General features: G+C 64.3%; 25 protein-coding genes. 15 read left to right on the top strand and 10 right to left on the bottom strand.

Annotated features, from left to right (window positions below):
* The first annotated feature begins 71 nt into the window (after nt 1-71).
* The 5 genes from V9L17_RS11170 to dnaE all read left to right on the top strand — a co-directional run bounded on the left by V9L17_RS11170 (nt 72) and on the right by dnaE (nt 6,444).
* Nucleotides 72-359 carry a YggT family protein gene (locus V9L17_RS11170; RefSeq protein ID WP_337347755.1) on the top strand — a complete coding sequence of 96 codons (288 nt, stop codon included), beginning with the start codon at nt 72-74 and terminating at the stop codon, nt 357-359.
* 174 nt (nt 360-533) lie between these two features.
* Complete coding sequence (locus tag V9L17_RS11165) at nt 534-1,229, top strand: DivIVA domain-containing protein (RefSeq protein WP_337347756.1); 696 nt, start codon at nt 534-536, stop codon at nt 1,227-1,229.
* A gap of 109 nt (nt 1,230-1,338) precedes the next feature.
* Entirely contained in the window at nt 1,339-1,932 is a 594-nt protein-coding gene (lspA, locus tag V9L17_RS11160) for a signal peptidase II (RefSeq protein WP_337347757.1), read from the top strand.
* The gene (locus V9L17_RS11155) at nt 1,925-2,851 is read left to right on the top strand and encodes an RluA family pseudouridine synthase (RefSeq protein WP_337347758.1); all 927 of its coding nucleotides are present in this window, start codon (nt 1,925-1,927) and stop codon (nt 2,849-2,851) included. The genes lspA and V9L17_RS11155 overlap by 8 nt, the downstream gene beginning before the upstream one ends.
* A gap of 35 nt (nt 2,852-2,886) precedes the next feature.
* Nucleotides 2,887-6,444, top strand: coding sequence for a DNA polymerase III subunit alpha (gene dnaE, locus V9L17_RS11150; RefSeq protein ID WP_337347759.1), 3,558 nt, complete (start codon nt 2,887-2,889; stop codon nt 6,442-6,444).
* A 3-nt stretch (nt 6,445-6,447) separates the two neighbouring features.
* On the opposite strand, the gene V9L17_RS11145 is transcribed toward dnaE, so the two are convergent.
* Nucleotides 6,448-6,906, bottom strand: coding sequence for a flavin reductase family protein (locus V9L17_RS11145; RefSeq protein ID WP_443198031.1), 459 nt, complete (start codon nt 6,904-6,906; stop codon nt 6,448-6,450).
* Nucleotides 6,907-7,084: 178 nt separating this feature from the next.
* On the opposite strand from V9L17_RS11145, the gene V9L17_RS11140 reads away from it, so the two are divergent.
* The 3 genes from V9L17_RS11140 to nrdR all read left to right on the top strand — a co-directional run bounded on the left by V9L17_RS11140 (nt 7,085) and on the right by nrdR (nt 9,662).
* On the top strand, nt 7,085-7,618 hold the full coding sequence (locus V9L17_RS11140) for a hypothetical protein (RefSeq protein ID WP_337351476.1): 534 nt from the start codon (nt 7,085-7,087) through the stop codon (nt 7,616-7,618).
* Between the two features lie 9 nt (nt 7,619-7,627).
* Nucleotides 7,628-9,004 carry a histidinol dehydrogenase gene (gene hisD / locus V9L17_RS11135; RefSeq protein WP_337351475.1) on the top strand — a complete coding sequence of 459 codons (1,377 nt, stop codon included), beginning with the start codon at nt 7,628-7,630 and terminating at the stop codon, nt 9,002-9,004.
* 142 nt (nt 9,005-9,146) lie between these two features.
* Nucleotides 9,147-9,662, top strand: coding sequence for a transcriptional regulator NrdR (gene nrdR / locus V9L17_RS11130; protein ID WP_337351474.1), 516 nt, complete (start codon nt 9,147-9,149; stop codon nt 9,660-9,662).
* A gap of 78 nt (nt 9,663-9,740) precedes the next feature.
* On the opposite strand, the gene V9L17_RS11125 is transcribed toward nrdR, so the two are convergent.
* The 3 genes from V9L17_RS11125 to map all read right to left on the bottom strand — a co-directional run bounded on the left by V9L17_RS11125 (nt 9,741) and on the right by map (nt 12,263).
* Complete coding sequence (locus V9L17_RS11125) at nt 9,741-10,475, bottom strand: SDR family oxidoreductase (RefSeq protein ID WP_337351473.1); 735 nt, start codon at nt 10,473-10,475, stop codon at nt 9,741-9,743.
* Nucleotides 10,476-10,510: 35 nt separating this feature from the next.
* Entirely contained in the window at nt 10,511-11,314 is an 804-nt protein-coding gene (gene ppgK, locus V9L17_RS11120) for a polyphosphate--glucose phosphotransferase (RefSeq protein ID WP_337351472.1), read from the bottom strand.
* A gap of 70 nt (nt 11,315-11,384) precedes the next feature.
* Nucleotides 11,385-12,263: a type I methionyl aminopeptidase gene (gene map / locus V9L17_RS11115; RefSeq protein WP_337351471.1), complete on the bottom strand. Its 879-nt coding sequence runs from the start codon at nt 12,261-12,263 to the stop codon at nt 11,385-11,387.
* Nucleotides 12,264-12,394: 131 nt separating this feature from the next.
* Here map and V9L17_RS11110 point away from each other — a divergent pair, with 131 nt between their 5' ends.
* Nucleotides 12,395-12,562, top strand: a complete 168-nt coding sequence (locus tag V9L17_RS11110) for an SPOR domain-containing protein (RefSeq protein WP_337351470.1) — start codon at nt 12,395-12,397, stop codon at nt 12,560-12,562.
* A gap of 58 nt (nt 12,563-12,620) precedes the next feature.
* On the opposite strand, the gene panB is transcribed toward V9L17_RS11110, so the two are convergent.
* A complete protein-coding gene (gene panB, locus V9L17_RS11105; RefSeq protein WP_337347767.1) occupies nt 12,621-13,526 on the bottom strand; it encodes a 3-methyl-2-oxobutanoate hydroxymethyltransferase in 906 nt (301 codons plus the stop codon).
* A 265-nt stretch (nt 13,527-13,791) separates the two neighbouring features.
* On the opposite strand from panB, the gene glnA (V9L17_RS11100) reads away from it, so the two are divergent.
* From glnA (V9L17_RS11100) to V9L17_RS11085, 4 genes are read left to right on the top strand one after another with little or no spacing between them, the layout of a single operon-like run.
* The gene (gene glnA / locus V9L17_RS11100) at nt 13,792-15,132 is read left to right on the top strand and encodes a type I glutamate--ammonia ligase (RefSeq protein WP_337351469.1); all 1,341 of its coding nucleotides are present in this window, start codon (nt 13,792-13,794) and stop codon (nt 15,130-15,132) included.
* 9 nt (nt 15,133-15,141) lie between these two features.
* A complete protein-coding gene (locus V9L17_RS11095; RefSeq protein ID WP_337351468.1) occupies nt 15,142-18,153 on the top strand; it encodes a bifunctional [glutamine synthetase] adenylyltransferase/[glutamine synthetase]-adenylyl-L-tyrosine phosphorylase in 3,012 nt (1,003 codons plus the stop codon).
* Nucleotides 18,154-18,175: 22 nt separating this feature from the next.
* Nucleotides 18,176-18,619 carry a VOC family protein gene (locus V9L17_RS11090; protein WP_337351467.1) on the top strand — a complete coding sequence of 148 codons (444 nt, stop codon included), beginning with the start codon at nt 18,176-18,178 and terminating at the stop codon, nt 18,617-18,619.
* A complete protein-coding gene (locus tag V9L17_RS11085) occupies nt 18,616-19,185 on the top strand; it encodes a GNAT family N-acetyltransferase (protein WP_337351525.1) in 570 nt (189 codons plus the stop codon). Before V9L17_RS11090 ends, V9L17_RS11085 begins: the two co-directional genes overlap by 4 nt.
* A gap of 222 nt (nt 19,186-19,407) precedes the next feature.
* Here V9L17_RS11085 and glnA (V9L17_RS11080) read toward each other — a convergent pair whose 3' ends face one another.
* Nucleotides 19,408-20,832, bottom strand: coding sequence for a type I glutamate--ammonia ligase (gene glnA / locus V9L17_RS11080; protein ID WP_337351466.1), 1,425 nt, complete (start codon nt 20,830-20,832; stop codon nt 19,408-19,410).
* A 261-nt stretch (nt 20,833-21,093) separates the two neighbouring features.
* Between glnA (V9L17_RS11080) and V9L17_RS11075 the strand changes: the two genes are divergently transcribed.
* Nucleotides 21,094-21,531 (top strand): RDD family protein, encoded by a 438-nt coding sequence (locus tag V9L17_RS11075; RefSeq protein ID WP_337351465.1) that lies wholly within the window; start codon nt 21,094-21,096, stop codon nt 21,529-21,531.
* Between the two features lie 9 nt (nt 21,532-21,540).
* Here the strand turns inward: V9L17_RS11075 and V9L17_RS11070 are convergent, their stop codons facing one another.
* The 4 genes from V9L17_RS11070 to lipB all read right to left on the bottom strand — a co-directional run bounded on the left by V9L17_RS11070 (nt 21,541) and on the right by lipB (nt 24,504).
* Nucleotides 21,541-21,897, bottom strand: coding sequence for a DUF3817 domain-containing protein (locus V9L17_RS11070; protein ID WP_436475953.1), 357 nt, complete (start codon nt 21,895-21,897; stop codon nt 21,541-21,543).
* A gap of 95 nt (nt 21,898-21,992) precedes the next feature.
* Nucleotides 21,993-22,745: a DUF4191 domain-containing protein gene (locus V9L17_RS11065; protein WP_337347773.1), complete on the bottom strand. Its 753-nt coding sequence runs from the start codon at nt 22,743-22,745 to the stop codon at nt 21,993-21,995.
* 86 nt (nt 22,746-22,831) lie between these two features.
* A complete protein-coding gene (gene lipA, locus V9L17_RS11060) occupies nt 22,832-23,839 on the bottom strand; it encodes a lipoyl synthase (RefSeq protein WP_131134238.1) in 1,008 nt (335 codons plus the stop codon).
* A complete protein-coding gene (gene lipB / locus V9L17_RS11055; RefSeq protein ID WP_337351464.1) occupies nt 23,836-24,504 on the bottom strand; it encodes a lipoyl(octanoyl) transferase LipB in 669 nt (222 codons plus the stop codon). Before lipB ends, lipA begins: the two co-directional genes overlap by 4 nt.
* Nucleotides 24,505-24,655: 151 nt before the next feature.
* Between lipB and V9L17_RS11050 the strand changes: the two genes are divergently transcribed.
* Nucleotides 24,656-26,404 carry a serine/threonine protein kinase gene (locus V9L17_RS11050; RefSeq protein WP_337351463.1) on the top strand — a complete coding sequence of 583 codons (1,749 nt, stop codon included), beginning with the start codon at nt 24,656-24,658 and terminating at the stop codon, nt 26,402-26,404.
* Nucleotides 26,405-26,412: the final 8 nt, after the last annotated feature.

Here is a 26,412-nt window from a genome sequence, read left to right as displayed (position 1 = left end):
GCTGAAATAGATAAGAAACATTGGCAGGACGCTGCGGTATCCGGAATGGACATGGAGATATGAGTTAAGTCATGGGAATTGTTTTCGGACTTGTCTATATCGCCCTTTTACTGTTCCTTGTGGCACTCATCGTGCGGCTGGTGTTCGACTGGGTCCAGATGTTTGCCCGGGAGTGGCGCCCCCGTGGGCCGGCCCTCGTGGTGGCCCACGCAGTGTATTCGGTCACGGACCCGCCACTGAAGGTCCTGCGGAGACTGATCCCGCCTCTGCGGCTTGGCGGCATCAGCCTGGACCTGGGGTTCCTGATTTTGTTCATCGCTGTCAGCGTGGCGATGGGTATCACCAGGAGTTTCGCGTAAATTTCCATTAGACCTAGCTGTTCAGGCTCAGATCCGCAGGGAACTGTCACTTGCAACGCGAAGAAACTCCGGTTTGACACCACGGTGTTGAATTAGAGGAACCAGTCCATATTTAGGTACCGTAGTTTTGACGGCCGGAAGGCCACTGACTAACTAGACCAGTGAGGTGACCAGATGGCTTTGACGCCAGAAGACGTTGTCAACAAGCGCTTTCAGCCGACCAAGTTCCGCGAAGGCTACGACCAGGATGAAGTAGATGACTTCCTGGACGAAATCGTCGTTGAACTCCGGCGCCTGAACCAGGAGAACGACGAGCTGCGCAAGAAGCTCGCCGAGGGCGGTTCGGCCGTTCCTGCCAGCTCCGCCGCTGCGGCACCGGTGGTCGAGAAGGTCCCCGCGCCCGTCAAGGCCGAGAAGGACGACTCCCGCGCCAAGGCCGAGGCCGACGCCAAAGCCGCCGAAGCAAGCAAGAAGAAGGAAGCTGAGCAGGCTGCTCCGGCTGCTGCTGTTGCAGCTGCCGCTCCTTCCCAGGCTGCCGGCAGCACAGTTTCTGCCGAATCGGCTGCCGGACTGCTGGCCATGGCGCAGCAGATGCATGACCGCCACGTCGCTGACGGCCAGGCCCAGAAGGACAAGATCATCGCTGAGGCGCAGATCGAAGCCAGCAGCCTCGTCAACGATGCTCAGGAGAAGTCCCGCAAGATCCTTGGTGCCCTTGAGCAGCAGCGCTCCGTGCTCGAACGCAAGGTGGAGCAGCTGCGTGGCTTCGAGCGCGACTACCGCTCACGCCTGAAGGCCTACATCGAAGGCCAGCTGCGCGACCTTGACGCCCGTGGCTCCGTGGCCGCGCCCGAGGTCGAAGCCAACTAGCAAGGTCGAACCAAACTCGATTGTTAAGCACGTATTCTGAAAGCCGGTGGCTGAGGATTCCTCGGCCGCCGGCTTTTGTGATTAACATCGGTATCCGAATGAAAGCACCATGACAGACGAACTTGCCGCTGACGCTGCACTCCCTCTTCCACCCACTCCGCGGCGCCCCCGCCGCCGGATCCTGCTGTCCCTTTTTGCTGGATTCGCGGTCTTCGCCTACGCGCTGGACCAACTGACCAAACTCTGGGTTACTTCCAGCATGGTTGAGGGCGAGCGTATCCCTGTCCTGCCGCCAGTGCTGCACTGGTACTTCATCCGGAACTCCGGCGCCGCCTTCTCCATCGGAGAAAACGTCACGTGGGTGTTTTCGATCATCATGGCAGCGGTTTCCATTGCCATCCTGTTCCAGGTGCGCAAGCTTGGGTCCGCCTGGTGGTCGCTGGCCTTGGGCCTGCTCCTGGGCGGTGCACTGGGCAACCTCACAGACCGGCTGTTCCGCGAGCCTTCGTTCGGGATGGGGCACGTGGTGGACTTCATCCAGCTACCCAATTTCGCCATTTTCAACATTGCCGATTCCGCGGTGGTCTCGGCAGTGGCCATTATTTGCATCCTGACGCTCCGCGGGATCTCCCTGGACGGGTCCCGGCATGTGGCGGCTCCGCGGGAGAAGGCCACGCCGAAGGAAGAACCCGGCGATGCCTGAGCGCATTGTGGTGGCCGATGAATTCGGCGGAACACGGGCGGACGCAGGACTGGCAAAGCTCATGGGGATTTCACGCTCCCTGGCCGCGACGCTTATTGCCGAAGGCAACGTCATCAGCCGGGGCAAAGCGGTAGGCAAATCAGCAAAGCTGATTGCAGGGGACGTCCTTGACGTCACGGTGCCCGAACGGCGGGACCCGCTCGAAGTGGTGGAGGAAGTTGTGGAAGGCCTGAAGATCCTGCTCGATGACGACGATTTCGTCGTCGTCGACAAGCCCGTGGGCGTTGCTGCCCATCCATCACCGGGCTGGGTCGGGCCCACCGTAGTGGGCGGCCTCGCAGGAGCCGGGTACCGCATCTCCACCTCCGGTTCCCCCGAACGTGCAGGCATCGTCCACCGGCTCGACGTCGGCACGTCCGGTGTGATGGTCGTGGCGAAGACCGAGCGCGCCTACACAGCCCTGAAGAGGGCGTTCAAGGAGCGCAGCGTGGACAAGGTCTACCACGCTGTGGTCCAGGGCCTGCCGGACCCCTTGGAGGGCACTATCGACGCGCCGATTGGGCGCCATCCGGGCCATGACTGGCGCTTTGCCGTGATCGAGGACGGCAGGCCTTCAATTACGCATTACGAGGTATTAGAGGCCTTCGGCAAGGCCACACTGGTGGAAGTTCATCTTGAAACTGGCCGCACACACCAGATACGCGTCCACTTTTCCGCCCTCCGGCACCCCTGTGCCGGTGACCTAACGTACGGTGCGGACCCGCGGCTCGCCGCCACGCTGGGCCTCACGCGGCAGTGGCTGCACGCCCGCCAGCTCGGCTTCGACCACCCGGTGACGGGGGAACGGGTCACCGTCACCAGCGATTACCCGCAGGATCTCTCCTTTGCCCTGGAAGTACTCGAATCCGGGCAGGCCTGACCACTCAGGAGCCGGGCGGCGCATAGAATAGTGCGGTGACTTCCAGCAATGCCTCGTTCGTCCACCTGCACAACCACACCGAGTACTCCATGTTGGACGGCGCCGCCCGCTTGGGGGAGCTTTTCGACGAGACTGAACGCTTGGGCATGCCTGCCCTCGCCACTACCGACCACGGGTACCTGTTCGGCGCCTTCGACTTCTGGAAACGCGCCACGGACCAGGGCATCAAGCCCATTATCGGCGTCGAGGCCTACGTAACACCGGGGACGGCACGGACGGATAAGAGCCGTGTCCGCTGGGGCGAGGAACATCAGCGCAAGGATGACATCTCGGGCGGTGGGTCATACACCCATATGACGCTGCTGAGTTACAACAACGCAGGCATGCGCAACCTCTTCCGGGCCTCGTCCATCGCGTCCCTGGACGCCGTGTTCGGCAAGTGGCCGAGGCTGGACCGCGAACTCCTGAACACGTATTCGGAAGGCCTGATCGCCACCACCGGCTGCCCGTCGGGAGAAGTCCAGACCCGTTTGCGGCTGGGCCAGTACCGTGAGGCCCTGGAAGCAGCCTCCGAGTTTCGCGACATCTTCGGGGCGGAAAACTACTTCTGCGAACTGATGGACCATGGCCTCGACATCGAACGCCGGGTTACCGGGGACCTGCTGCGGCTCGCCAAAGAACTGAAGCTGCCGCTGGTGGCAACCAACGACCTGCACTATACGCACGAGCACGACGCCAAGGCCCACGAGGCACTGCTGGCCATCCAGTCAGGTTCCACCCTGCTGGAACCCACCTATGACAACGGCGGCTCCCGGTTCGCGTTCTCCGGCAGCGGCTACTACCTCAAATCGCCCCAGGAAATGCGTGAACTGTTCAGGGACCACCCGGACGCGTGTGACAACACCCTGCTGATCGCCGAACGCTGCGAAGTTTCGTTCAATACCGGGGCCAACTACATGCCGCGGTTCCCCTGCCCGCCGGGCGAGGACGAGACGTCCTGGCTGGTCAAGGAAGTTGCCGCCGGGCTGGAGTACCGTTACCCCGGCGGTGTCCCGGACAAGGTCCGCACCCAGGCTGACTACGAGCTGGAGGTCATCACCTCCATGGGGTTCCCCGGGTACTTCCTGGTGGTGGCTGACTTCATCAACTGGGCGAAGAACAACGGCATCCGCGTGGGACCCGGACGTGGTTCCGGCGCCGGTTCGATGGTGGCCTACGCCATGCGCATCACGGACCTCGACCCGCTGCACCACGGCCTGATTTTCGAGCGCTTCCTCAACCCCGACCGTGTTTCCATGCCTGACTTCGACGTCGACTTCGATGACCGTCGCCGCTCTGAGGTCATCGACTACGTGACCCGCAAATACGGCGACGAGCGCGTGGCCATGATCGTTACCTACGGCACCATCAAAACCAAGCAGGCGCTGAAAGACTCCTCGCGTGTGCTCGGCTACCCATTCAGCATGGGGGAGCAGCTGACCAAGGCTCTCCCGCCGGCCGTTATGGCCAAGGACATTCCGCTGGCGGACATCCAGAACAAGGACTCCAAGCGCTACAGCGAGGCCGGTGACTTCCGGCAGCTGATCGCCACGGATCCCGAGGCCGCCAAGGTCTTCGAAACGGCGCTGGGCATCGAGGGGCTGAAACGGCAGTGGGGTGTGCACGCTGCCGGCGTCATCATGTCCTCGGACCCCATCATCGATGTCATCCCCATCATGAGGCGCATCCAGGACGGCCAGGTGATCACGCAGTTCGATTACCCCACCTGCGAAGGCCTGGGCCTGATCAAGATGGACTTCCTGGGCCTGCGGAACCTCACGATCATTTCCGACGCCCTGGAGAACATCAAGCTCAACCGGGGCCACGAACTGGACCTCGACAGCCTTGCCCTTGACGACGCCGCCTCCTACGAGCTGCTGGCCAGGGGTGACACATTGGGCGTATTCCAGCTCGATGGCGGTCCCATGCGGTCCCTGCTCAAGCTGATGAAGCCTGACAACTTCGAAGACATCTCCGCCGTCCTGGCCCTCTACCGGCCGGGGCCGATGGGCGCTAACGCGCATACCGACTACGCGCTGCGCAAGAACGGGATCCAGGAAGTCATTCCGATCCACCCTGAGCTCAAGGAACCGCTCGCCGAAATCCTCGGCGGGACCTACGGCCTGATCGTGTACCAGGAACAGGTTATGGCCGTCGCGCAGAAGCTGGCCGGATATTCCCTCGGCCAGGCCGACATCCTCCGCCGCGCCATGGGCAAAAAGAAGAAATCAGAACTGGACAAACAGTTTGCTGGCTTCTCGCAGGGCATGCAGGACAACGGCTACTCCATGGAGGCCGTCAAGACCCTCTGGGACATCCTGCTGCCGTTCTCCGACTACGCATTCAACAAGGCACACTCGGCCGCCTATGGTGTCATTTCGTACTGGACCGCCTACCTGAAGGCCCACTACGCGCCGGAGTACATGGCAGCCTTGCTGACGTCAGTGGGAGACGACAAGGACAAGTCCGCGATCTACCTCAACGAGTGCCGCCGCATGGGCATAACCGTGCTTCCGCCCGACGTCAACGAGTCCTCGCTGAACTTCACGCCGGTGGGGAACGACATCCGTTTCGGCATGGGTGCCATCCGTAACGTCGGATCCAACGTGGTCCAGGCCATGGTGGCCGCCCGGGAGAGCGAGGGGGCATACTCCTCCTTCAAGGACTTCCTGATGAAAGTCCCTGCCGTGGTCTGCAACAAGCGGACCATCGAATCCCTGATCAAAGCCGGCGCATTCGACTCCCTCAACCACCACCGTCGCGCCCTGGTGATGATTCACGAAGAGGCAATCGATTCGGTCATCACCCTCAAACGGAACGAGGCAATCGGCCAGTTCGACCTCTTCGCCGGGTTTGAAGAGGCCGAATCGGAGGCGTCCCTGAGCATCGAGATCCCGGAACTTCCCGAGTGGGAGAAGAAGGACAAGCTGTCGTTTGAACGGGACATGCTGGGACTCTACGTCTCGGACCACCCACTGCAGGGCCTCGAAGGGGTGCTCAGCCAGCACGCGGACCAGTCCATCACCTCGGTCATTGCCGAAGACGGTCCGCACGACGGCGCCATCATCACCATCTCCGGGATGATCACCTCGCTGAGCCGCCGCATCGCCAAGGCCAGCGGCAACGCCTACGCACGTGCCGAGATCGAGGACCTTGGCGGCTCCATGGAGGTCATGTTCTTCGGGCAGGTTTATGGTCCCATCGCCTCAGTCCTCGCCGAGGACCTGATCGTTGTGGTCAAAGGCAGGCTGCAGCGGCGCGACGACGGCGCCGTGACACTGAACTGCATGGAACTCTCCGTTCCCGACCTCAGCGAGGGCACCAACGGTCCGCTGCTGATCTCCATGCCCACTCACAAGGCCACTGAAGCCGTGGTCACCGAACTAGGGGACGTCCTGCGCAACCATCGGGGAAACTCGGAAGTGCGCGTCCACCTGCACGGCGATTCACGGGTGGAGGTGATGGGCCTGCCGGTCCATATGCGGGTGAATCCCAATCCCTCGCTGTTTGGCGACCTCAAGGTACTCCTCGGGCCGGCCTGCCTTGACGTCTAGCACCTAGATTTCGTAGTCCAGGGGTACCGGCTGGCTGTAGCCGCCGGCATGGTAGAGCAGGGGCGAGCCGTCCTCGCCCACTTGGCCGTCGACGACCTCCACCACCACCACGGCGTTGTTCTCGAAAGAGAGCCGCATCTGGATCTTGCCGATCAGCCAGCCGGTTACGTCCTTGAGAACCGGAACATCGTGCGGGCCAAGCTCCCAGTGGTCGCCACCAAAGCGGTCCTTGGTGCGGGCAAAACGGTCGGCGAGTTCCTGGTTCTCGAGCCCCAACATGTGCACGCCGATGTGGGTGGTGTTTGCTACGGCGGGCCAGGAGCTCGAACTCCGGGCCATGTTGAACGTGAAGCGCGGTGGCCGGGCTGACAGCGAGGCGACGGACGTGGCGGTGAAACCGTAGGGCTGGCCGTTGTAGTTGACGGTGATGATCGCCACGCCGGCCGCATGACGGCGGAACATTTCCTTGAACGTACGCTCGAACGGCACGCGATCTTCGGTCACTATGAAAAACTCCCTGGATTACCTTGAACGGGACTTGGCTCTCTTTCAAGGGTATGGCTCACGTGGCACCCCAGGGAAACTGTTTACCCGCACGTCCCCCGGTTGAGGGGCCTGAACATTTGTTAAGGTTTGTTTCATGACACAACGCATGCCGCGGCGCTCCTCCGGGCTTCAGTGGGCCTGGTTCGCCGCCGCCACAGCAGGAGGGATCCCCGTTGGCCTGCTGTGGTGGCTGCTTGCACCTGGTGGCCTGAACCTCATCACCAGGGATCCCGCACTGGGGGAGGGCACCAACCCGCTGGTATGGCTGCCCAGGGACCTGACGCTCGCTGGCCTGCTTGTTTTTGCCGGCTGCCTGCTGGCCGTGTTTATCACTGACAAATCCAGGCGCTCCCGGCAGGAGGACCTGGTGCTTGCCCTTGCCGGCAGCCTTGCAGGGGCCGCTGTCGCATGGCAAACAGGCATGTTCGCAGCCCAGCTGTGGGGAGCCCCGGCGGACACCTCCATCAATGCCAGTGTGGCCTTCTCGCTGCGGTCATTGCCGGTGCTGCTGCTCTGGCCGGCGGCCACGGCCATCGGCACCTTCGCCTTCAGCCTCCTTACGCTCCTGAGGCAGGGACCGGAGGGGACCGCCGGCCCTGTCGGCAGGGACGCTGCTTCCGGCGCGTAAAATGAACCAGTGACCATTACTCCTGAGTTTCCCGCCACCCCCACTGCTCCTGCCGTCAGCTTCCGCACGGTCGACCTCCGTGGCAAGGGCCTGACGCTGGCCGGACTGCGGGCAGCCGTTCCGCGTGCCCAGCACCAGACAGTGGCGGATGCCGAACAGAAAGTCCTGGACATCATCGGGGATGTCCGGCGGCGCGGCTACGATGCTCTCACCGAGTACGCCCAGCGTTTCGACGGCGTGGAACAGGACCACCCCCTCGTGCCGGCTGCGGAATTGGCGCGCGCTCTGGCAGAACTGGATCCGGCCGTGCGGAAGGCCCTGGAAGAGTCCATCAGCCGCGCCCGGCGGTTCGCGGACAGCCAGCGGCCGCGGAATATCGACGTCGAACTCGGCGACGGTGCCATCGTGAGCCAGAACTGGGTCCCGGTTGCCAGGGTTGGGCTTTATGTCCCGGGCGGCCTTGCCGTGTACCCCTCGTCGGTCATCATGAACGTCGTTCCCGCCCTTGCCGCGGGAGTAGCCTCCATCGCCCTGGCATCGCCCCCGCAGAAGGACTTCGGCGGTCTTCCCCACCCCACCATCCTCGCCGCCGCGGCCTTGCTCGGGATCAACGAGGTCTACGCCATCGGCGGGGCGCAGGCCATCGCGGCGTTTGCCTATGGCGTGGACGCCACAACGGCCGGGCCCACGCTGGAGCCCGTGGACGTTGTCACGGGACCCGGAAACATCTTCGTGGCCACCGCCAAGCGGCTGGTCAAGGGAGTCGTGGGCATCGACTCGGAAGCCGGCACCACCGAAATCGCGATCCTGGCGGACTCCACCGCCCAGCCGCGCTTGGTGGCCGCCGACCTCATCAGCCAGGCCGAGCACGATCCCAAAGCGGCCTCGGTCCTGATCACGGATTCGGAGGACCTCGCCGCTGCCGTGCAGATTGAGCTCAACACCCAGGCAGCAGCAACCAAGCACTCCGAACGGGTGCGTGAGGCGCTCTCCGGGCCCCAGTCCGGCGTGGTGCTGGTGGAGGATCTCGAACAGGGCGTCGCGGCGTGCGACGCGTATGCGGCCGAACACCTTGAGATCATGACGGCGAACGCGGCAGCCGTGGCAGCACGCATCCGGAACGCCGGTGCCATCTTCGTGGGGGACTACAGTCCCGTCAGCCTGGGGGATTATTGTGCCGGTTCCAACCATGTCCTGCCCACCAGCGGAACCGCGGCTTTCTCCTCCGGCCTGAACGTGACCACCTTCCTGCGCGCGATCCAGGTGATCAACTACACCAAGGGTGCTCTGCAGGAAGTCAGTGGGCACATCGTCAGCCTCGCCGGGGCAGAAGACCTCCCCGCCCATGGTCAGGCCGTGACAGCCCGCTTCGGCAAACCTGCCTGACGTTCCCGCGGCCTGGCAGGGAAGCACTACATGTAGTAATTACAAGCTTGTTATTACGCAAGATGTAGTCGTAGACTGGTAGCTGGACACCGGCCATCCGGTGGGCATTAAACTGACGCCGAGAGAGCGAGAGAGGGACGCCATGTACTGTCCGTTCTGCCGCAATCCGGATTCCCGTGTGGTGGACAGCCGCATGGCAGACGACGGATCCGCCATCCGGCGCCGCAGGCAGTGCCCCGAATGCGGCCGTAGGTTCACTACGGTGGAGACCACCAGCCTTTCGGTTATCAAGCGCTCAGGCGTCGGCGAACCCTTCAGCCGCAGTAAGGTGATCAACGGTGTTCGCAAGGCGTGCCAGGGCAGGCCCGTCAGCGAAGACGACCTCGCCCTTCTGGCACAGGAGGTCGAGGAACAGATCCGGGCCTCGGGGGCAGCCGAAATCGACGCCCACGAAGTAGGGCTTGTCATCCTTGGTCCGCTGCAGAAGCTGGACAAGGTGGCCTACCTTCGTTTTGCGAGCGTGTACCAGGCCTTCGAATCCCTTGAGGACTTTGAAACGGCCATCTCCCTGCTCCGCCACGAGTCGGAACAGGAAGCCAAAATAGCCGCAACTGAAACAGCCAAGGGCGCGCCGAGCTCCGAGAAGAGCTCCCTCTAGATTCCGGTGGTGGCAGCGGAGGGGAAGCCGCAGTCACCACCGGCACCTTGGCGTACGAGCGCAGGGAACCGTTGGCCGCTACCTGCCGCCTGAGACCGGCAGCACGGCGCCGGTGATATAGCCCGCCTCGTCCGACATCAGCCACATCACGGCCGCCGCCACCTCGTCCGGTTCCGCACCGCGGCCCATCGGAATAGTCGGATTCAGGCGTTCGACGCGGTCGGGCATTCCTGCGGCCGCATGCAGCCCGGTATTGGTACTCCCTGGGGCCACGCAGTTGACCCGGATCCCCCAAGAGGCCACCTCGGCGGCGAGTCCCGCCGTCAGGACGTCAACTGCACCCTTCGAGGCCGCGTAGTGGGTCCACGTGCCGGGCGAGCCCGCCTTCGTGGCCGTCGATGAGATGTTCACGATAGACCCGCCGGTACCGGCACCGGCGGGCCCAAGCCTGCGGACGGCCTCTTGGCAGACATAGATCAGGCCGGTGACATTTACGTCCATCACCCGCCGGACGGTCTCAGCAGGCACGTTGGCGAGGTCGCCGATGAGGTTCCCCGTGATTCCCGCATTGTTCACCACTGCCGTGAGCGGGCCGAGCCGGGCCGCGGCGTCGAACATCTCCCGGACGGCCACGGGATCGCTGACGTCCGCCTGCACGGCCGTTGCTGATCCACCGTCGTCGGTAATGGACCGGACCACTGAGCGGGCCCCGGAGCCGTCCGTCGAATAGTTGACCACGACTGCGTGCCCGGCACGGGCCGCGCGGCGGGCAATGGCCTCGCCGATGCCGCGGCTCGCACCGGTGACGATCATAACGCCGGGAGCATCCCCGGCAGGCAGCCCCAAGGTTACTTGGAGAGCTTGTGCTTCAGCGCGATTTCGATGGCGGCGCCAACGATTCCCGCCTCGTTCTTCAATTCCGCGGGCACGATCGGCGTGCGGAGCTTCATGAGGGGCAGGTATTCATCGGCCCGCTTGGAGATGCCGCCGCCCACGATAAACAGCTCGGGGGAGAAGAGGAACTCCACGTGGGAGAAATAGCGCTGCAGCAGCACGCTGTATTCCTCCCAGCTCAGGCCGTCCCGTTCACGGGCCACGGCGGATGCCTTGCTCTCGGCGTCAAAGCCGTCGATCTCGAGGTGCCCCAGCTCCGCGTTGGGGACCAGGCGGCCATCGAAAATGAAGGCGGAGCCGATTCCGGTGCCCAGCGTGATCACCAGGACGGTTCCTTCCACGCCCTTGCCGGCGCCGAAACGTGCTTCAGCGAGGCCGGCGGCGTCGGCGTCGTTGATAACCTCCACCGGGCGGCCAAGCCGTGCGGTGAGCAGCGCGTCGATGTCGGTGTTGAGCCAGCTCTTGTCCACGTTGGCTGCCGAATGGACCACGCCGTGCTGGATGATGCCGGGGAAAGTGACGCCCACGGGGGAGCCGGCAGCAGGAGCGTCGGGCCGTGCGGAGAGCTCGGCAACTACCTGCGCCACGACTTCCGCCACGGCTTCCGGCGTGGCGGGCTGGGGCGTGGGAACGCGGAACCGCTCACCAAGGAGCTTGCCCTTCTTCAGGTCGACTATGCCGCCCTTGATTCCCGTGCCGCCGATGTCGATGCCGATCAGCGGGGCGTTCTTGTGCGACTTCTCGTCCTTCTTGGCCAATGTGATTCCGTTCGTGGCAGTGGGCGGGCAGGGGAGGTCGGCCCGGGGGCTGACCTAAAACAGGGGTGGGTCAGGGCAGGGTGAGGATTTCGGCGCCGGACTCGGTCACCAGGAGCGTGTGTTCGAACTGGGCCGTCCGTTTGCGGTCACGGGTGACCACGGTCCAGTCGTCCGGCCACATGTCCCACTCCACGGTCCCGAGGGTCAGCATGGGCTCAATGGTGAAGACCATGCCGGCCTCGATCACGGTGCTGTAGGCGGGGGCGGCGTCGTAGTGCGGGATGATCAGGCCGGTGTGGAATGCTTCCCCCACGCCGTGGCCGGTAAAGTCCCGGACCACACCGTAGCCGAAACGCTTGGCATAGGACTGGATGGCGCGGCCGATCACATTGATCTCGCGGCCGGGGGCCACAGCCTTGATGGCCCGGTTCAGCGACTCCTGCGTACGCTCGACGAGGAGTCGCGATTCCTCATCCACCGCACCTACCAGGAACGTGTAGTTCGTGTCGCCGTGGACTCCGTTGATGAAGGCGGTGATGTCGATGTTGATGATGTCGCCGTCCTGGACCACGGTGCTGTCAGGGATGCCATGGCAGATGACTTCATTCAGGGACGAGCACAGGGACTTGGGGAACCCCCGGTAGCCAAGCGTGGACGGGTAGGCCTTGTGGTCCAGCAGGAATTCATGCCCTACTTTGTCCAGCTGGTCGGTAGTTACCCCGGGCCTGATGTGCTTGCCAACCTCAACGATGGCCTGCGCGGCGATCCTGGACGCAATCCGGATCTTCTCCACGGTCTCGGCAGACTTGACCTCCGAGCCGGTGAACTTTGCCGGACCGGGCTTGCCGACGTACTCGGGGCGCGGGATCGACGCCGGTACGGGGAGCTGCGGGCTGACGGTTCCCGGGGTGAGGGTGCCGGTGGGTGCAGTCGAGGCTAGGGAAGGCATAGATTGATCATATAAGGCACCGCAGAAGGCCTAGTAACTGGAAGCCGCATCGGGCCCGCGTACGCGTTACGTTACGTGGGTCACGTGGCGGCAGCCGCAGCCCGAACAATGCCGTCGGAACGAGGAGCACCATGACTGAGTACTGGTACAACGTAAACACCCACGAGGTGGAGGAGGACGCACTCTCGGACTGGAGCCAGCTGATCGGCCCCTACAAGACACGCGAAGAAGCCGAACACGCGCTGGATAAAGTCAGGGCCCGGAACGAGGCGTGGGAAAAGGGCGACGACGACGACTGATACCCGCCTTCCCGGAGGGTTCGCGCCGCAGGCAGCAGGAGTGGTCCGCTGAGAAAACCTAGAAGGAGTGCTCCGGGCCGGGGAACTGGCCGGAACGGACATCCTCGCCATAGGCCTTCGCGGCATCGCTGAGCGTGCTGCGGAGGTCTGCGTACTGCTTGACGAACTTGGCCATTTTTCCACCACGGAGACCGGCCATATCCTGCCACACCAGCACCTGTCCCGTGGTCTCCTTGCCCGCGCCAATGCCAACAGTTGGGACGCTGACCGCGGCGTCGACGGCGGCGGCCGTACCGGCGGGAACCATTTCCATCAGGATGCTGAACGCACCTGCCTCGGCCAGCGCCACGGCGTCGTCAATCAGCCGCCGGGCGTCGTCGCCGCGGCCCTGTACCCGATAACCGCCCAACGCGTGTTCGCTCTGCGGTGTAAAACCGATGTGGGCCATCACGGGGATCCCGGCCTGGACCATGGCCCGCACCGTCTCTGCGTAAAATGCACCGCCCTCGATTTTCACTGCGTGGGCGAGCCCTTCCTTGAGGAACCGGACACCGGTGGCCACTGCCTGCTGCGGGGACACCTCGTAACTGCCAAACGGGAGGTCCGCCACCACCAGCGCACGTTTGGCGGACCGCGCCACGGCCCGGCAGAGCGGAAGGAGTTCCTCGACTGTGACGGGCAGGCTGGTCTCATTGCCAAACACGTTGTTGGATGCGGAGTCACCCACCAGCAGCACTTCGATCCCGGCCTGGTCGAAAATCTCCGCCGTGTACTGTTCGTAGGCGGTCAGCATTGCGAAGCGGGTTCCGTCCCGTTTTGCCTGCTGGAGGTGGTGGATGCGGACCTTCGCAGCAGGCTTGGGAGCGGCGTCCGACGACGGCGACGAGGCCGTCGAGGGCCCGTTTCCGTACGGTGCGGGTACTTCAGCGGACGCGCGTGAGTCAGAGCTATTGCTTGAGGCCATGGCAAGAGCGTAGTGCGGGACCCGCCGCCGTAGCTACCGGCCAAGAGCGCCGGGCGGGTGATTCGCGTCATATTGGGCCGGCCCTCGGCGCCGCCAGCAGCGGACGCAACCAGCCCTCCTGCCCGTGCACCAGTGTTAACGCTGTGTTACGCGGGGTGCAGGCTCCCGCATCGGCGCCAATTGCTTAGTAAAGTGTTTGTGAACTGCTGCCGGCTTCCTGAACTGCGGACCCGGGGCATGGACGTTGACCGGAGAAGAGGCCATCATGGACCGCCAGCAAGAGTTTGTCCTGCGCACTATCGAAGAGCGCGACGTACGGTTTGTACGCCTGTGGTTCACCGACGTCGTGGGTTCACTCAAATCGGTGGCACTTGCCCCCGCCGAGGTTGAAGGCGCCTTTGAGGAGGGCCTGGGCTTTGATGGTTCGGCCATTGAGGGCCTTGCCCGCGTGTTCGAATCCGACATGCTGGCCCAGCCGGACCCTTCCACGTTCCAGATCCTGCCTTGGCGCGGTGAGACAGAACAGACATCCAGGATGTTCTGCGACATCCTCACTCCGGACGGTGAGCCGTCCGCCGCGGACCCCCGCAACGTCCTCAAGCGCACGCTGGCCAAGGCCGCGGACATGGGCTTCACCTGCTACACCCACCCGGAGATCGAGTTCTACCTCCTCAAGTCCCAGGAACCCGGCCCTGACGGCTCGCCGGTACCCGTTGACGAAGGAGGCTATTTCGACCACGTTCCGGGCGGCGTGGCGCAGGACTTCCGCCGTACTGCCGTGACCATGCTTGAATCCGTGGGCATCTCCGTGGAGTTCAGCCACCACGAGGCCGGTCCAGGCCAGAACGAAATCGACCTCCGGTACGCGGATGCGCTGCAGACGGCGGACAACATCATGACGTTCCGAACCGTCATCAAGGAGGTAGCCCTCCAGCAGGGCACCTACGCCACATTTATGCCCAAGCCCTTCACGGCCCACCCCGGTTCCGGCATGCACACCCACTTCTCGCTGTTCGAGGGCGACACCAACGCGTTCTATGAAGCGGGCGCTGAATTCCAGCTGTCCAAGACGGCGCGCCAGTTCATCGCCGGCATCCTCAAGCACGCCCCCGAGTTCACGGCGGTGACCAACCAGTTCGTCAACTCCTACAAGCGGCTCTGGGGCGGCGGAGAAGCGCCGAGCTACCTCAGTTGGGGCCACAACAACCGTTCGGCCCTGGTCCGGGTTCCGCTGTACAAGCCCGGCAAGGGCCAGTCCGCCCGCATCGAATACCGGGGCATCGACTCTGCGGCCAACCCCTACCTCGCCTATGCGGTCCTCCTGGGTGCCGGCCTGAAGGGAATCGAAGAGGGTTACGACCTGCCTGCGGCTGCCGAGGATGATGTCTGGTCACTGAGCTCTGCCGAACGCCGTGCCATGGGCCACGACCCCCTTCCCGCCAGCCTGCACGACGCCATCCGCTCTATGGAAGAGTCCGAACTGATGCCGCAGATCCTCGGTGAACAGGTCTTTGAACACTTCCTGCGGAACAAGCGCGCGGAGTGGCAGGACTACCGGCTCCAGGTGACGCCCTACGAACTGCAGCGCAACCTCGGCATCCTCTAGGCCGGCGAGGTGAGCCTTGCCCGCCGCCTGATCTCGGCCGGCTTCAGTGACTTGGAGAAGGGCGAGCGGTTCCTCGCTGCCCGCGAACTTGAGGGCCTGGACCAGGACAAGCTGTTCGCCGGCCTGCAGTTGGCAGCCAACCCGGACACCGCCCTGCAGTCCCTGGTCCGCCTGATCGAGAAGCATCCCGACCTCCGGGCGCTGGCCGCGGCCGATCCTGAAACCAGCGAACCGCTGTATCGGGTTCTGGGTGCCTCCGAGGCCCTTGGCGAGTTCCTCATCCGGCATCCGGAGCATCTTGATGCCTTTGAGGTCAGGGCAAGTCCGGAACCGTTGCAGGCGGATCCTGGCCAGCTCCGGGCAGCCCTGCTGAAGTCCGTCCGGGCAGATCCGAAGTCGGCGAGGCCGGTTGCGGCGCTGACGGGAACTGAAGCCTACGTGTCCCTGCGCACTGCCTACCGCCGTGGGGTGGTGGATCTTGCCGTGAAAGACCTGTGCGCTGCGGACCCCCTGGACTTCATGCCTGCTGTCGGGGCTGAACTGGCTGACCTTGCCGGTGCCGCCATCGAGGCTGCCCTGGCCGTATCCCGGGCCGAGGCAGCCGAGCAGTTTGGCGCCGGGGACGTCGCTGACGTCGGTTTGGCCGTCATCGGAATGGGCAAATGCGGCGCGCGCGAGCTTAACTACATTTCCGACGTCGACGTCATCTACGTGATCGATGCCCCCGGCCTCGACGACGCGCGGGCCAACACCATCGGCACTGCCCTTGCCAGCGGAATCTCACGGGCCATTTCCTCGATCGCCCGGGAGCCGGGGTTGTGGGAAGTGGACGCCAACCTGCGGCCGGAAGGCAAGTCCGGGCCCCTGGTGCGGACGCTGCCTTCGCATGAAAGCTACTACGCCCGCTGGGCGGAAAGCTGGGAGTTCCAGGCGCTGCTGAAGGCCCGCACCATTGCCGGCGACGAGGACCTCGGACGGCGCTACGAGAAGGCCATCGAACCGCTGATCTGGAATTCCGCTGGACGGGATGGATTTGTGGAGTCCGTGCAGGCCATGCGCCGCCGGGTCACCGAACACATTCCCGCCGCCGAGGAACAACGGCAGATCAAGCTGGGGCGCGGCGGCCTCCGTGATGTCGAGTTCACCGTCCAACTCCTTCAGCTGGTCCACGGCAAGTCCGACGAATCACTCCGGTGCCGGGACACCACCTCAGCCATTGCGGCACTCTCGGCCGGAGGATACATCGGCCGCTCCGACGCCGCCGGATTCGACCACGCCTACCGCTACCTGCGCCTCCTTGAACACCGGATCCAGCTGTTCCAGCTCCGGCGGACCCACCTCATGCCGGTCAGTGAGGCAGCGCTGCGGGCGCTGGCCAAGGCCGTGCTGGGCCCGTTTTCCAACGAACGGCCGCATCCCGACGCGCTGCTCTCCGCCTGGCAGAAGACCAAACGTTCCGTACGTGAGCTCCACGAACGCATTTTCTACCGGCCCCTGCTCAACACCGCGGCCAAGCTCAGCAGCGAGGATGCCAGGCTCACACCAGAAGCCGCCCAGGGCCGGCTTGCCGCGCTGGGCTACGGCGACCCGAAGGGCGCCATGCGGCATATCGAGGCGCTCACCGCCGGGGTGAGCAGGCGGGCCGCCCTGCAGCGGCAGCTGCTGCCCATCCTGCTGGACTGGCTGGCCGAAGGCGTGGATCCCGACGCCGGCCTGCTCGCCTTCCGCCGGGTCAGCGAGACCCTGGGCACCACTCACTGGTATCTCGGCATGCTGCGCGATTCCACGGCTGCGGCCGAGCGGCTGTGCCACGTCCTGTCCAACTCGCGGCTGATCGCCGACCTGCTGGAGGTCTCGCCCGAATCTGTGGCGTGGCTGGGTCACGACAAGGACCTTGCCCCGCTGAGCTTCGAGGCCCAGTGGCAGGAAATCACCTCCAAGATGTCGCGGCATTCGGACCCTGAAAACGCCATGCGGCTCATCCGGCTGATCCGGCGCCGGGAGATCCTCAGGATCGCCATCGCCGACTCCGCCGGGCTGCTGGGCCAGGAGCAGGTGGGCGCCGCGCTGGCGGACACTGACCGGGCGGCTGTGCTCGGGGCCCTGCGTGTGGCCGAGGCCATCGTCTCCGCGAAGTCTCCGCTCAAGACCGCTGTGCTGATAGTGGCGATGGGGCGGCAGGGCGGCCGCGAGATCGGCTACGGCTCCGACGCCGACGTGATGTACGTGCACCGGGCGTTGCCCGGCTACACGGAGGAGGAAGCCCAGGAACAGGCGGCCCGGATTGTTTCCAAGGTCTCCAGCCTGCTCACCCAGCCGCTGAAGCCCGCCATCATGGCCGAGCGCGTCCTGCAGGTCGACGCAGACCTCCGGCCGGAGGGGAAAAGCGGCGCGATGGTCCGTTCGCTGGATTCCTTCGCCGAGTATTACCGCCGATGGTCCCTCATCTGGGAAGCGCAGGCCCTGCTTCGTGCCCGGCCGATGGCAGGCGATGACGGGCTCGCCAAGGACTTCCTGGAACTGATCGACCCCATCCGGTACCCGGAATCGATCTCAGAGCAGGACGTCCGGGAAATCCGCCGCGTCAAGGCGCGGGTCGAATCGGAACGGTTGCCCCGCGGGGCCGATCCCGCCCGCCACCTGAAACTGGGCCGCGGTGGCCTCAGCGACGTCGAGTGGCTGGTCCAGCTGATCCAGCTCCAGCATGCGGGCAGGCATCCGGAACTGCGGACCACCTCAACAGTGGAGGCCCTGGACGCCTCTGCCGCCCTGGGCCTCCTGGAGAAAAGCGATGCCGAGCTGCTGGCCGCCGCCTGGCGCCTTGCCAGCCGGATCCGGTCCGCCAACGTCATCTGGAGCGGCCGGGCATCGGACCTGCTGCCGTCCTCCCGACGCGACCTGGAAGCGGTGGCCCGCTGGTGCGGCTACGAGCCCGGCCAGGCGGGCACGCTTGAGGAGGATTACCTTCGCCTCAGCCGGCGTGCCCGTGCGGTCTTCGAGAAGGTCTTCTACGGCCATTAGCGGTAGTGCTACGTTGGGGCCCATGGCTAAGCAAATCTACGTGAATCTGCCCGTGAAGGATTTGAAGAGGTCGGTCGACTTCTTCACCGCCCTTGGCTTTTCCTTCAACCCGGACTACACCGATGAAAATGCCACCTGCATGATCATCAACGAGAACGCCTTTGTGATGCTCCTTGTTGAGGGCTTCTTCAAGACCTTCACCACCAAGGACCTCACCGATGCCACCGGATCCACCGAGGCCATCATGGCGTTCTCGGTAGACAGCAAGGAAGCCGTGGACGAAACCGTCCGCAAGGCCATCGCTGCCGGCGGCACCCCCTCGCAGGAAATGCAGGACTACGGCTTTATGTACAACCACAGCTTCCAAGATCCTGACGGGCACCTCTGGGAGGTTATGTGGATGGACCCCGCGGGCCCGCCGGCGGAGGGCGCACCGGCGGGGGACACCGAAACGCCAGGCACCTGAACGGCGAAGCGCAGTCAGTCTGGCTCATTGCCCTCGACGACCTGGGGCCGGATGCGTGCGCAATCCAGCTCGGCGCGGTGGCCCTGCTGGAACTGGCACCGGGGCAGCTTGATTTCGTGGGCGATCCGCTGCGGATGGCACTGGCCGGCCTCGCGGAGCAGTCCAGGCGGCCTTATGTCATCGAGGCCGGCGGGGAGGCGGTTGGCGTGCTGACCCTCCAGGCAGGGGCTGCCCGCCTCGCAGGGTGGCCTGACGACCACTCCGCGTGGCTCCTGAGGGGCTTCCTGATAGACAGGCGACACCAAGGCTTGGGCCTCGGCCGGCTCGCTGCGGCAGCGGCTGTGGAAGCCGCTGCGAAACTGACGGCGAGGCAGGGAAGCGGCGAGGCCGGCGTCGTGCTTTCCGTCAACGAGCGCAATCCGGCGGGGCTGGCCGCGTACCTCAACGCCGGGTTCGTGGACCACGGACAGTACTTGGGCGGCGGGTCCGGGCCGCAGCGGACGATGTTCCGCAGTTTCAGCCAGCAGCCGTCCGGCGGTTTGCCATTGCTTCAGGCCCCACATTGACAGATCATGTGGATTGGCGGTGTTCTTCAAACCTTGTTGGGGGGAAGGCTTGAAAAGTCTTCGTCTCGGGGAGCACATGCCAGGGGGCTGGCTCCCGGTCTCAGCACGTCTGGAGTCAGCCTCCACCTTCGGGTCACAAAAGAGTCGGCCCGGGCCGCCAGCGCAATGCTGGCCGCCCGGGCGGACTCTGCGGACTATGGCCGCTTTTACCGCGTGATCTAGCTAGACGCCGTAGTAGAGCTCGAACTCGTACGGGTTCGGGCGCAGCGAGAGCGGCTTGATCTCGTTCTCGTACTTGTACTCAATCCAGGTGTCGATCAGGTCCTGGGTGAAGACGCCGCCGGCCTGCAGGAACTCGTTGTCCGCTGCCAGTGCCGTCAGGGCCTCCTCGAGGGTGCCCGGAGCCTTGGGGATGTCCTTGGCTTCTTCGGCCGGGAGCTCGTAGAGGTCCTTGTCGATCGGAGCCGGGGGTTCGATGCGGTTGCGGATGCCGTCAATGCCGGCCATCAGCTGGGCAGCGAATGCCAGGTACGGGTTGGAGGAGGGGTCCGGCGCGCGGAACTCGATGCGCTTGGCCTTGGGGTTGGTGCCCGTGATCGGGATGCGGATACCGGCGGAGCGGTTGCCCTGCGAGTAAACCATGTTCACGGGGGCTTCGAAGCCCTTGACCAGGCGGCGGTAGGAGTTCACCGTCGGGTTGGTGAAGGCCAGGACGGCGTCGGCGTGCTTCAGCAGGCCGCCGATGTACCAGCGGGCGGTGTCGGACAGGCCGGCGTAGCCCTTCTCGTCGTAGAACAGCGGCTCGCCGTTGCTCCACAGCGACTGGTGGCAGTGCATGCCCGAGCCGTTGTCACCGAAGACCGGCTTCGGCATGAACGTCACGGACTTGCCCCAGGCGTCGGCCGTGTTCTTGATGACGTACTTGAACTTCTGCAGGTCATCAGCAGCGTGGGTCAGGGTGGTGAACTTGTAGTTGATCTCAGCCTGGCCGGCGGAGCCGACTTCGTGGTGGCTGCGCTCGACCTCAAGGCCGGCCTCGTCCAGTGCGACACACATGGCGTCGCGCAGGTCGGCCTGCTTGTCGGTGGGGGAGACCGGGAAGTAACCGCCCTTGACGGGGGTCTTGTAGCCCAGGTTTCCGCCTTCTTCTTCGCGGCCGGTGTTCCAGTGTGCTTCTTCAGAGTCGATCTTGTAGAAGCTGCCCTGCGGGGAGGACTGGTACTGGACGTTGTCGAAGACGAAGAACTCGGCCTCGGGTGCGAAGAATGCGGTGTCGGCGATGCCGGTGGAGGCGAGGTAGGCTTCGGCCTTCTCAGCAACGCCACGCGGGTCGCGGTGGTACGGGTCCCCGGTGCGCGGGTTCACGATGGAGAAGTTCAGCGCCAGCGTCTTTTCCATGCGGAAGGTGTCCAGGAATGCGGTGGTGACGTCCGGGATCAGCTGCATGTCGGACTCGGCGATGCCCTGGAAGCCGCGGATGGAAGATCCGTCGAAGAGCTGGCCGTTGACGAAGAAGTCTGCGTCAACGCTCTTGGCCGGCACATTGAAGTGCTGCTGGACGCCCGGGAGGTCGGTGAAGCGGATATCGACGAATTTAATATCTTCGTCCTTGATGAACTTGAGGACTTCGTCCGCATTCTTGAACATCTATGCTCCTAACGCATATGTAATATCTGGCTGGCAAGCCATCTGATCCAGCGCAATCCGAAGGGCAGGGAAACGCAGTTTCCCTGCTTGGTGGTATTGCTTGAAACTGCACCCAGCCTATGGACATGGCATTTCTCGTCCGTGTCCACATTGTTTCGGGCAGGTTACAGAATGCCCTGTTATGGCAACGCTATCCCGTGTCCATACTGTGGTCTAACAGGTTCCACAGTATGAACGTTGGTGAGTCGGTAAGCTTGGACAGTGGTAAATCGCAAAGACATTGGCTCCTGGCTCACCGGACCGGACACCTCCGGTATCTCAAGGTACCCGGGGGAGCGCCTCGGCTTGCCTGAGACCGGTCCAGGCTCCATCGCACGGGCCGGCCGGCGCATTGTAGCGATACTCGTTGATTGGGGCATTGCCCTGCTGATCAGCAACTTCGCCTTTGGTGGCGACCCCTGGGCAAACCTTGCCGTCTTTGCCGCCGAACAGATGCTCCTCGTGGGCACGCTCGGCTACAGCATCGGCCACCGACTGGTAGGGATCCACGTGGTGCGGCTGGGCGGCGGCCCCGCCGGTCCGTTGGCCGCCGTGGTGCGCGCACTGCTTCTATGCCTCGTGATTCCGGCCGTTATCTTCGATCCGGACCACCGCGGCCTCCACGACAAGGCAATGAACACGGTCTTGGTCCGGCGATAGGCGCGGTCCTTAGACCCCGGCTGTTTCCTTGGCGTCGGTGTGCTCGGTGGCACGCTCGCTGAGGTACCCCCGCTTTCCGGCCCAGCGCTCAAAGGCGATGGTCGCGAAGGGGAAGACTGCTGACAGGCCGGCGAACAGGGCGACCGTGAACGGCCAGCGCTGGAGCCGCCACAGGGCGAGGGCTGCGATGCCGTAGCCGACGAAGAGTGCTCCGTGGATGGGGCCTGCGATTTCCACGCCCAGCTCGCTGGTCTTGGCGATCCACTTGAAATACATGCCCGTCAGCAGCGCGGCCCAACTGAAGGCTTCGGCGATCGCGAGGATCCGGAAAGCGCGGACGGTCACTGTTTTCAGCGGCATAGTCATGGGTCCAATCTCTGAGTTCGATTGCGCAACGTAGCGGCAAAAAGAAAGCCGTCCCGGTGCCGGCGTTGGCCGGAACCGGGACGGCTCCATACGTGCTAGCGTCCGCGGTTGGGACGCGCTTTGTAGGGGTCGATGCCCTTGGGAATGGGGAGGCGGTTGCCAAGTGACGAAATCCGTTTCGACACCGCATTGACCTCAAGTTTGGTCAGTTCCTTTTTCAGCTTGCCCATGTTCTTGGCCACCTGGCTGATGGGCACCTGGCCTTCGCCGCGGCCGCTCTCAATTACGTGGACCGTGACATTGGGCAGGATCCGGGCGAGGCGCTTGCGTTCGGCATCAAGCAACGGTTTGACGCGGTGGGTTGGCCCTTCGCTGACAAGAACGACGCCGGGACGGCCGATGGCGCGGAACACGGCATCCTGCGTGCGTGGGTTGACTGCTACTGGCTGGTCCTCGGTGATCCAGCCGCGCTTCAGCGTCCCTAGGGCCGCACCGGAGGCACCAGGCTGGTTCTCGATCTGCGCGAACGCTGCCCGTTCGGCGCGCCGGGACAGGATCAAAGTTGCGCCGAGCAGGCCCAGCGGAATGCCGATGATCAGGCCGGTGATCCAGTTGTCCAGCCAGAAACCCACCAGGAAGCTGAGGGCCACAACGCCCAGGAAAACCAGCAGCATCAGCCACGGCACCATGGGGTCGTGGCGGCGGGTCATGTTGAAGACCTCGCCGATTTGCTTGAGCCGGCTGGGCTTCTTGACCTTTGCTTCTTTTGGCTTGCGCGAGAAGAGGCCACGCTTCGGGGCGTCTGAGGCCGCCGGAGTGGAGTTGCTGGAATCAGGGGATTTCGCCATAGTGCCTTAATTCTACGTGATTTATGCCTGAGGGCCGGACGCCGGAGAACGCCCGGCGCCGGCCCTCAGGCACAACAGCTGTGTGGTCAGGAATGCGCTGCGAGCAGCGAGCTGGCTTCCTGACGGGTGCTGCCGGAGCTTTCGATGTGGGCGAGTTCGGCCGGGATTTCCCAGCCCTTCTTGCGCATTGCGGTGGCCCAAAGCCGGCCGGCGCGGTAGGAGGATCGGACCAGCGGCCCGGACATGACCCCGAGGAATCCGATTTCGTCCGCTTCCTGCTGGAGGTCAACGAATTCCTGCGGCTTGACCCAGCGGTCCACCGGGAGGTGCCGTTCGGACGGCCGCAGGTACTGGGTGATGGTGATCAGGTCGCAGCCGGCCTCATGCAGGTCCCGGAGCGCCTCGGAGATTTCCTCGCGGGTCTCACCCATGCCCAGGATCAGGTTGGACTTGGTGACCATGCCCAGGTTGCGACCCTGCGTGATGACATCCAGCGAGCGGTCGTACCGGAACGCCGGGCGGATCCGCTTGAAGATCCTCGGCACGGTCTCGACGTTGTGCGCGAATACCTCGGGCTTGGAATCGCAGATCGCTTCGATGTGCTCGGGCTTGCCGGAGAAGTCAGGGATCAAAAGCTCGACGCCGGTGCCCGGGTTGAGCTCGTGGATCTTGCGGACCGTCTCGGCATAGAGCCAGACACCTTCATCAGCGAGGTCGTCGCGGGCCACGCCGGTGACGGTGGCGTAACGCAGCTGCATGGCCTGTACGGAGCGGGCCACCTTGGTGGGTTCGAACATGTCCACCGGGGACGGCTTGCCGGTGTCGATCTGGCAGAAGTCGCACCTCCGGGTGCACTCGGAGCCGCCGATCAGGAACGTGGCTTCCTTGTCTTCCCAGCATTCGAAGATGTTCGGGCAGCCTGCCTCCTCACAGACGGTGTGGAGGCCTTCCTTCTTGACCAGGTTCTTCAGCTGGACAAATTCCGGGCCCATCTGGACCTTGGCTTTGATCCAATCCGGCTTGCGCTCCACCGGAGTGGCCGCATTTCGCTGCTCAATGCGCAGCATCTTCCGGCCTTCGGGTGCCAGTGTCACAGTAGAGCTCCTTCGGGGCTTGATACGAGTGCTTCTTCGTGCTTGCGGAATTCTTCCACGAGCCGGTCAGCGATATCGCCGGGGGCGATGTCCTTGCCGGCTTCGATGGACATCGTGGTGACGCCGGCGTCAGTGATGCCGCAGGCAATGATCTGGGCATAGGGTGCCAGATCATTGTTGCAGTTGATGGCGATGCCGTGCATTGTGACCCCGTCCAGGACGCGGATGCCGATTGCGCCGATCTTCCGGTCCGGTCCCTTGCTGTCGGCCTTGATCCATACCCCTGCACGTCCCTTGATGCGCTCTGCGTTGATGCCGTAGTCAGCCATCACGGCGATCATGACGGCTTCGAGCCGCTCCACGTAGTCGCGGATGCCCGAGCGGTTCTTCAGTTTGAGGATCGGATAGGCGATCAGCTGGCCGGGGCCGTGCCACGTGAGCTTGCCGCCCCGGTCCACTGCCACGACCGGCGTGCCGTCCAGCGGGCGCTCGTGCTCTTCGGTCAGCTTGCCGGCTGTGTAGACAGCGGCATGTTCAAGGATGAGGACTGTGCTGGGCGCCTCGGTAGCGACGACTTTGTCATGGAGTTCGCGCTGGGTATCCCAGCCCAACCTGTAATCAACGAAATCCGGTGCAAGACCCAGCGTGGAAAACTCAAGAGTCATGGCATCCAGCTTAGACCCCGGCCGGCATTGCTTCCGGTTTAGTGTCCAAGCTCTCACTTCTCCAAGACCGGCGGGCCCGAGCCGGCGGGCCCGCGCCTGCCGGCTGTGGATAACTTCTGCGGCTTCCGCCGGATTCAGCTAGACATGAGCCATGGCTGATTCTGCAGTTCCGGAGATACCCGGCTTTACCGTGGGACGCGAGCTGGGTCGGGGCGGGAGCTCCACCGTCTGGCTTGTGACTGAGCACCGCACGGGCAGGGACTTTGCGCTCAAGTGCTTTGCGCCTGAAACCCCAGGACCAGGCCCGGCCCCGAACCCCACGGCCGAAAGTGATGTCCGCCGGGAGGTTCGTATCCTGTCCGCGCTCGACCACCAGCACCTCATCAAGGCCCACGATGTTCTCCGCGTGTCGATGGGTTCCTCCGAAGTGCTTGGCCTGTTGGTGGATTACGCCCCCGGTGGTTCCTTGGCCCAACTCGTGTCCAGCCGTGGAAAGCTCACTGTCGGTGAGACGGTGACTGTGCTGACGCCCATTGCGCAGGTGCTGGGCTATCTGCATTCCAGTGGCTTCACGCACTCGGACGTATCGCCCGGCAACGTGCTGTTCACCAGCCACGGCAAACCATTGCTGGCCGACGTCGGCATCGCACGGATGGTTGGGGATCCCGCCGCGGTGCCCGGCCACGGCACTCGGGGATTTATGGACCCCGCGGGGGTGGATGCGGTGCGGGCGGGCCTGCAGCCGGAGCGGGACGTCTATTCCGTCGCAGCGCTGGGCTGGTACTGCCTCACCGGCGACGCCCCGGCCCGGACTGCCGACCGTCCGCCGCTTCCGCTGATCCTGCCCGAGGTCCCCGCGGAATTGGCCGAGGCCCTCGAAGCGGGCCTTCACGAAGACCGCCGTCGCAGGCCCTCTGCCGCTGAGCTGGCCGTCGCGATCTACCGCAGTGCCGCTCCATTGCCTGTTGACTTGGCCGGCTCCGTCCATCCCAGTGTTCTTCCGGACCTCCTGACCCGCCGCCCGGTTCCCGAACGTTCGGGATCAGGGCTTCGGGAATCGTTCCAGGCCCTGCGGAGGCGGATGTCCACGTCGAAATGGTCCGGTGTGGTCGGCGCCAGGCAGGGCCTGCCCTTTCCCGGCGAGAAAGGTCCAGGCGGGCGGCATGCGGGCCCAGGGGAGCCCAGGCCTATGGACGCCACCCAGGCTTCCGGCAAGCGGGCTCGTTCCAAAGCCCTGGGCGCGCATGCGGTTCGTTCACAGTCCAAGGCCATGGCCAAGGAGAACGACAGGGACAGTCAGTCGGCCCCTCGCCTGCCCGGCCGTACGGCAAGGATCGCCATCGTAGCGACCATGCTGGCAGTTCTCGCGGCTGCCTGGTGGCTGGCTGCTCCGGTCGGCCAGGCTCCGCCTGCCACCAACCACGGGCGGGCGGACAGCACGGACAGCCGTCAAAGTCAGACCGGTGTGAGGCCCGAAACCACAATCCCGGCGGACATTACTGCCCGGGTGGGCGCGGCGGACCCGGGAGAGGCTGTCCAGGGCCTGGCAGCGCTGAGGTCCTTGGCTTTCAGTTCTGGACGTCTGGAACTGCTGGACCAGGTCAATGTGCAAGGCTCGACGGCGGCAGCCGCGGACGAGCAGATCGGCGGACCGCTCCGCGCGTCGGGCCATGTCCTGGCCGGCTTCACGAGCTTCCTGTCCGAGGTGCGTGTCCTTCCGGACAGTGACGACAATAAGGCGGTGGTAGCGCTCACCTCGGCCGCGTCACCCTATGAGGAACAGGACCGCTCGGGTGCACTGGTGGCAAAGGGTCCCGCGGCCCCGGCCCAGCAGCTCAAGCTCGTCCTTGTCCAGGTGGAGGGCAAGTGGCGGATCCTTGAGATTCTGCCAGGGCCGTGACAGGAAAC

Origin of the sequence: Pseudarthrobacter sp. CCNWLW207, from assembly GCF_037203945.1 — a bacterium.
Taxonomy (GTDB): Bacteria; Actinomycetota; Actinomycetes; order Actinomycetales; family Micrococcaceae; genus Arthrobacter.
The sequence above is the reverse complement of the archived record's forward strand: the minus strand, read 5'-3'. Positions and strand labels throughout refer to the sequence as shown.

Bases quoted from the DNA above. Each gene is read 5' to 3' on its own strand.
- V9L17_RS11170 (WP_337347755.1), top strand. From the start codon at position 72: ATGGGAATTGTTTTCGGACTTGTCTATATCGCCCTTTTACTGTTCCTT.
- V9L17_RS11165 (WP_337347756.1), top strand. From the start codon at position 534: ATGGCTTTGACGCCAGAAGACGTTGTCAACAAGCGCTTTCAGCCGACC.
- lspA (WP_337347757.1), top strand. From the start codon at position 1,339: ATGACAGACGAACTTGCCGCTGACGCTGCACTCCCTCTTCCACCCACT.
- V9L17_RS11155 (WP_337347758.1), top strand. From the start codon at position 1,925: ATGCCTGAGCGCATTGTGGTGGCCGATGAATTCGGCGGAACACGGGCG.
- V9L17_RS11145 (WP_443198031.1), bottom strand. From the start codon at position 6,906: ATGTTCCGCCGTCATGCGGCCGGCGTGGCGATCATCACCGTCAACTAC.
- V9L17_RS11140 (WP_337351476.1), top strand. From the start codon at position 7,085: ATGACACAACGCATGCCGCGGCGCTCCTCCGGGCTTCAGTGGGCCTGG.
- nrdR (WP_337351474.1), top strand. From the start codon at position 9,147: ATGTACTGTCCGTTCTGCCGCAATCCGGATTCCCGTGTGGTGGACAGC.
- V9L17_RS11125 (WP_337351473.1), bottom strand. From the start codon at position 10,475: ATGATCGTCACCGGTGCGAGCCGCGGCATCGGCGAGGCCATTGCCCGC.
- map (WP_337351471.1), bottom strand. From the start codon at position 12,263: ATGCCTTCCCTAGCCTCGACTGCACCCACCGGCACCCTCACCCCGGGA.
- V9L17_RS11110 (WP_337351470.1), top strand. From the start codon at position 12,395: ATGACTGAGTACTGGTACAACGTAAACACCCACGAGGTGGAGGAGGAC.
- panB (WP_337347767.1), bottom strand. From the start codon at position 13,526: ATGGCCTCAAGCAATAGCTCTGACTCACGCGCGTCCGCTGAAGTACCC.
- glnA (WP_337351469.1), top strand. From the start codon at position 13,792: ATGGACCGCCAGCAAGAGTTTGTCCTGCGCACTATCGAAGAGCGCGAC.
- V9L17_RS11090 (WP_337351467.1), top strand. From the start codon at position 18,176: ATGGCTAAGCAAATCTACGTGAATCTGCCCGTGAAGGATTTGAAGAGG.
- glnA (WP_337351466.1), bottom strand. From the start codon at position 20,832: ATGTTCAAGAATGCGGACGAAGTCCTCAAGTTCATCAAGGACGAAGAT.
- V9L17_RS11070 (WP_436475953.1), bottom strand. From the start codon at position 21,897: ATGACTATGCCGCTGAAAACAGTGACCGTCCGCGCTTTCCGGATCCTC.
- V9L17_RS11065 (WP_337347773.1), bottom strand. From the start codon at position 22,745: ATGGCGAAATCCCCTGATTCCAGCAACTCCACTCCGGCGGCCTCAGAC.
- lipB (WP_337351464.1), bottom strand. From the start codon at position 24,504: ATGACTCTTGAGTTTTCCACGCTGGGTCTTGCACCGGATTTCGTTGAT.
- V9L17_RS11050 (WP_337351463.1), top strand. From the start codon at position 24,656: ATGGCTGATTCTGCAGTTCCGGAGATACCCGGCTTTACCGTGGGACGC.